Source organism: Arthrobacter sp. MP_M4, from assembly GCF_035984855.1.
GTDB lineage: Bacteria > Actinomycetota > Actinomycetes > Actinomycetales > Micrococcaceae > Arthrobacter.
Genome location: NZ_JAXCHX010000052.1, coordinates 1 through 4,724, shown reverse-complemented (window position 1 = coordinate 4,724; position 4,724 = coordinate 1). Strand labels below are relative to the sequence as shown.

Sequence of the window (4,724 nt, the reverse complement as noted above, 5' to 3'; positions counted from 1 at the left end):
TACATTCGACTGGGGGACTCAATCATGCCAGGAGCGACAGGCCAGCAACCCCGATTCTTGCTCGTTTAGGGGCTATAAGAAAGGTAACGGGGGGGGTTGTTGCCGGCGGGCAACCAGGGTCTAAGAGGACTCGTCGAAGAAGCGCAACTCCTGGGCTTGCGCCCCACTTTCCCAAGCCCATCCGTCCAGGCTCAAAGCCCCTTGGGTTTCAAAAAACGCCTCTAGTGCCCCAGCCGCAACATTGGTGGGGACCATAACTCCAAGGGGTACCCAAGCGCGCAGTCCGTGCGCGTCCAGGGCAATCGAGACTTCTTCGTCCTCGTGAGGGAAGCGCGTGAGCACTGACATTGTCGCAAGGTCTCGTGCATCTACAGCGGTATGTACGATGAATCCGTCCACCGCGGAACCCCCGGCTTCGAAGCGGCGGTGCCCGAGAGACACAACGAAACGACCGTCCTGGATGCTTTCCCAACCATTCAGCTTTAAGCTAGCTATACTCTTGGCACCTTTAACATCGGCAATAGCTTCTCCGGCCACCACCCACGTAGTTTCCGAAACCTCATGACTACTGTTAAAGCGGTAAAAGGCAATTTCCTTACCCATCGCGAACCCTAGCGCCGAAACGGGAACGCTCAGAAGGGCGAGCGACCGCCAGGGGGAGGGAAGTACCAGCAGCAAAGCGATTCCAGCGACGATCAGAACGTAAATCAGCCAGGACGGTCCGCGAATTCCTGTGAGAAGTCCCACCGTTCCACCTGACAGAAGCCCAACGACCCCGATCACCGTGGCCTGCATAACGACCTCGGTCGGCAAAAAGCCAATGAGCACAATCAGCAATATTAGGAAGATCCCGGGGATAAGCATTCGCAGCCGAAAGTCACGAGATTTGTCCGATCCGCGGAGTCGAGCAGATTCACGCTTATTCACTAATTTCTCCATACCTTAACTCCCAGTAAACACGAACTTGGCGATATCCAGCCCAGAACCCGCTGTCGTTCCAAATAAGGCGGAGCGGATAAGTTTTATGGAAGCGGGCCCCCGGCCCACCAGCCCGGACAGCATACTGGCGTTAGTTCGTGCAGCCTGTTGAAGTGTACTGGACGCGGACGGTCCTCCCGGAAGATAAGTGAGCAGGCCGCCGGTGAGGCCAGCCCAGCCTACGTCCTCAATTTTCACCGGTTCATTGGAAATGAATTTGTCGGTTACCGTGCCCGCGATCGCACCCCCACTTCCGAGTGCTGTCCTCCCTGCTACCGCTTGGACGGTGGCCCTCGCGCCAGCGGCAGTGACCGTATAAGCACCGTAGCCGCCAGCTCGGGCCAGGGTCCCACCAGCCGGACCCGCCAGGCCGCCCACAGCACCGCTGACTGCACCGCCATCTGCGGACGCGATGAGGCCCCGCCAGCTATCGATCCGGCCCCCGTTTTTGTCGAAATAGGTAACAGTGCCGCCAACTCCACCCGCTGCTCCATTGACGCCCGCATTGACAGCAACGTAGCTGCCGAGTCTTGAAACCGATGCCGCAGACGCAGCGGCAGCGCGCCCGGCAGTCAACGCCCCACCTCCTAGCAGCCCGACCGCCCCCATGGCAGCGGATTGTGCCCAATTTACTTTGCCGGTGGTGGCTTTCTGGATCACGACGTCGGCGCCGAAGCTCATGAGTCCCATGCCTGCGATTTGGCCACCGGGGACGAACATCAGCGCGGCCCCGCCGACAACGGCCAGACCACCAACCATTTATTCCTTGTATTCGTTGATCCAGTTCCCGGCGGCGGCGAACGCTCCCCGGGAGGAGCCGTCGTAAGCCTTCAACTCCTCATCAGTGAGCGGCCGCAGCCCGGTGGGGTCGGTGGTGTTCAGCGGGTTGTTCCCGGCGTAGGCGTAAGGGTTGCCGTCCCAGCCCGCGCCGATGACGGGGGCGAGGGGGTCGGTGGACAGGAAACCGCGGGTAGCCGGGTCGTACGCCCGTGCCCCGAGCCATTCCGGGCCCGCGATGTCCAGGCCGCCGTTGCCGGTCAGGGTGATTCCGGCCGGCAGCACACCGGCTGACCCGGACGCCGCACCCAAACCAGCGGCATCAGCACCGGCAGTGCCACCCAGACCCGGGGCAGGGACTGTCGGCGCGCCGATAACAGCCCAGGGGTCGGTCTGGTCGGTGGGCCGGGCGGCGCGCCAGCCCGGCGCGGTCCAGGCGTCGCCGATCCCGGTGACACCACCAGGCAACGACAGAACCTGGCCGGCGCCGATACCGGTGAGGGTGGGGATCGGGTGGGCGGTGTCCCACCACAGCTCCGAACCATCGACGGCAGCCAGCTCGCCGAGGGAATCCACCCACAACTCATGCCGGGACGTTTCGATACCGTCGGGGGTGCGGTCGGTGGTGCCGTTCAGGTAACCGGTGGGGCCCCAGGCGTATTCAGTCCAGGACCCGTCCGGGCCGATCAGCCGGGTACGGCGCCCCAGGCGGTCGTGGACGTACTGCGTTCGGGTGCCGTCCGAGTCCGTGACGGCGAGGAGCTGCCCCGCGGCGTCGTACACCGTCCCGGACGAGCGCCGAGCGTGAACAGGCCGTGTTGGACGCCCGATGTGCCTCACGGTTCGGGCCTTTGAGGATCGCAGCGATCACCGGTGTCCCGGCCCGGACCGTGGGCAGGATCCTGCACCGCCACGGCGTTCCGCATCTGGCGGACTGTGACCCGCTGACCGGCGACACGATCCGGGCCGCCAGGACCACGGCGAACCGGTATGAACGGGCGCGGCCCGGGGAACTGGTCCATCTGGACGTCAAGAAACTCGGACGCATCCCGGAAGGAGGCGGATGGCGGGCCCACGGCCGTTCGGAACAGGTCCGAGGCAATGGAATCGGTTACGACTACGTTCACGTCGCGATCGATGACCATACCCGCATCGGCTACGCCGAAGTCCTTCCCGACGAGAAGGGCGCCACAGCCGCAGGGTTCCTCACCCGCGCCGCAGCCTACTTCGCCGCGCACGGGATCGGCCGGATCGAACGCGTTATCACCGACAACGCCCTCGCCTACCGCAGGTCCGCCGCGTTCGGCCAGGCCGTGGCCGACCTCGGGGCAGTCCAGCGCTTCATCAAACCCCACTGCCCCTGGACCAACGGCAAAGCCGAACGCTTCAACCGCACCCTGCAAACCGAGTGGGCCTAATGGCTCAGTACAACTAGCCGTTGAAATACCCGCCAGCTACTAAAATCCCGCTCGCCATCACCCACTGTCCGACGACACAGGCCAAGATCATCGCCGAACCGAAGATGTACACTCCAACACGCCCACCCTTTCCCATGTGATGCGCATCAGGCTTCCGCCCGGCCCGCCATAGACCGATAAGAACCAATAGGCAGGGAATCATCGCGATCTGCATCGGGATTCCGCTCCCGTTCCGGTTGTATTTTCCGTCATACGGCATTCGGGTATCCCAGGGAACGTTGGTGAAGGCAAAAACGGCAATACCGACGCACGCCACGAAAGCTATCACGCAACAAAGGGAAAAAATTCTCGTAGCATTTTTGCCAAGAAGTAACTCCTCCTCGGTAAACTCTCGCTGCGAAGCTTTATTCCCTCCACCAGAATTTACATCATTAGTCACCCCCATAGCTTTGTTCCCGTTCCCGTCTCGATAAGTTCTCCGCTTACACTTTTCACGCTTTCAACAATAGCTCCAACGTGGGCGCCACCGTAGGCAGCAAACGAATGGGTCATCCAGCCAGGGTTCGGACTAAGTCGGAAGCCCCCGGGAAACGGGCGGTGACCGCGCCAGCCGAGCCGTCGAACATTACTTCGTATACACGATAGTTTTTCCCGGTGAAGGCATGGTCCACGACGCCTCCCGCCAGAGAACCTCCTGAAGCGACACCAAATTCAGCCAACTTTGAAGGAAGGCCACTCAGAGGGCCTGCGAGGTGCCCGCCTTGGGACCCCAGAGCCCCGCTGACGACGCCGTTGGTAAGTGCACCGAAGGCACCCCTTGTTGACCAGTCTTTCTGGGGATTCGTCACAAAGTACATTCCAGTGTTCCCCGCACCCCCGGATATTCCATTGGTAACTGCAGACCTGACCATCTGCTGTCTTGGCAACCCCGACACATACCTCCCGGCCCCCGCGCTGACGCGTGAAATCCCCGAGGTCACGGAAGATCCGACACGCGAACCGGCGCTCGACACGGCGGAACCGACCCTGCTGGCACCAAAAGCAGCCGCCAACAGCACCGGCTGCGCCACCAATGAGCGCATCGCGGCCGACGTGTCCCCAATTCACTGTTCCAGTCGCGGCCTTCTGCATCCCAATCGACGCACCTGCACTGACCAACGCCCCGGATGCCGCACCCAGGAGAACCAGCCCCACCGGGCCACCCACCCCGGTGCACATCAGCGCAACGCCTGCGGCGACTAATACGGCGGCGGCGATATACTCCTTGTTTTCGTTGATCCAGTTCCCTGCGGCGGCGAACGCTCCCCGGGAGGAGCCGTCGTAGGCCTTCAGCTCCTCATCAGTGAGCGGACGCAGCCCGGTGGGGTCGGTGGTGTTCAGCGGGTTGTTGCCCGCGTAGGCGTAGGGGTTGCCGTCCCAGCCAGCGCCGAGGACGGGGGCGAGGGGGTCGGTGGACAGGAAACCGCGGGTGGTTGGGTCGTAGGCGCGGGCGCCGAGCCATTCCAGGCCCGCGATGTCGAGGCCGCCGTTGCCGGTCAGCGTTATCCCGGC

The 4,724-nt window shown here is 62.8% G+C and carries 4 protein-coding genes and 1 pseudogene; 1 reads left to right on the top strand and 4 read right to left on the bottom strand.

The genetic code is table 11. The features are described 5' to 3' along the window. Positions 1-120 precede the first annotated feature (120 nt). Together RCH15_RS18875 and RCH15_RS18870 are read right to left on the bottom strand one after the other, a co-directional pair. The gene (locus RCH15_RS18875) at positions 121-927 is read right to left on the bottom strand and encodes a hypothetical protein (RefSeq protein ID WP_326962186.1); all 807 of its coding nucleotides are present in this window, start codon (positions 925-927) and stop codon (positions 121-123) included. A gap of 810 nt (positions 928-1,737) precedes the next feature. Next, entirely contained in the window at positions 1,738-2,538 is an 801-nt protein-coding gene (locus RCH15_RS18870; protein WP_326962185.1) for an RHS repeat-associated core domain-containing protein, read from the bottom strand. Here RCH15_RS18870 and RCH15_RS18865 point away from each other — a divergent pair. Beyond that, positions 2,538-3,170, top strand: a pseudogene (locus tag RCH15_RS18865) (DDE-type integrase/transposase/recombinase); the annotation flags it as partial. The gene RCH15_RS18870 and the pseudogene RCH15_RS18865 overlap by 1 nt on opposite strands. Before the next feature lie 16 nt (positions 3,171-3,186). On the opposite strand, the gene RCH15_RS18860 reads toward RCH15_RS18865, so the two are convergent. After that, on the bottom strand, positions 3,187-3,612 hold the full coding sequence (locus RCH15_RS18860; protein WP_326962184.1) for a hypothetical protein: 426 nt from the start codon (positions 3,610-3,612) through the stop codon (positions 3,187-3,189). A 272-nt stretch (positions 3,613-3,884) separates the two neighbouring features. Next, positions 3,885-4,724 (bottom strand): RHS repeat-associated core domain-containing protein (locus RCH15_RS18855; protein WP_326962183.1); only part of this gene is annotated, 840 nt, incomplete at its 5' end.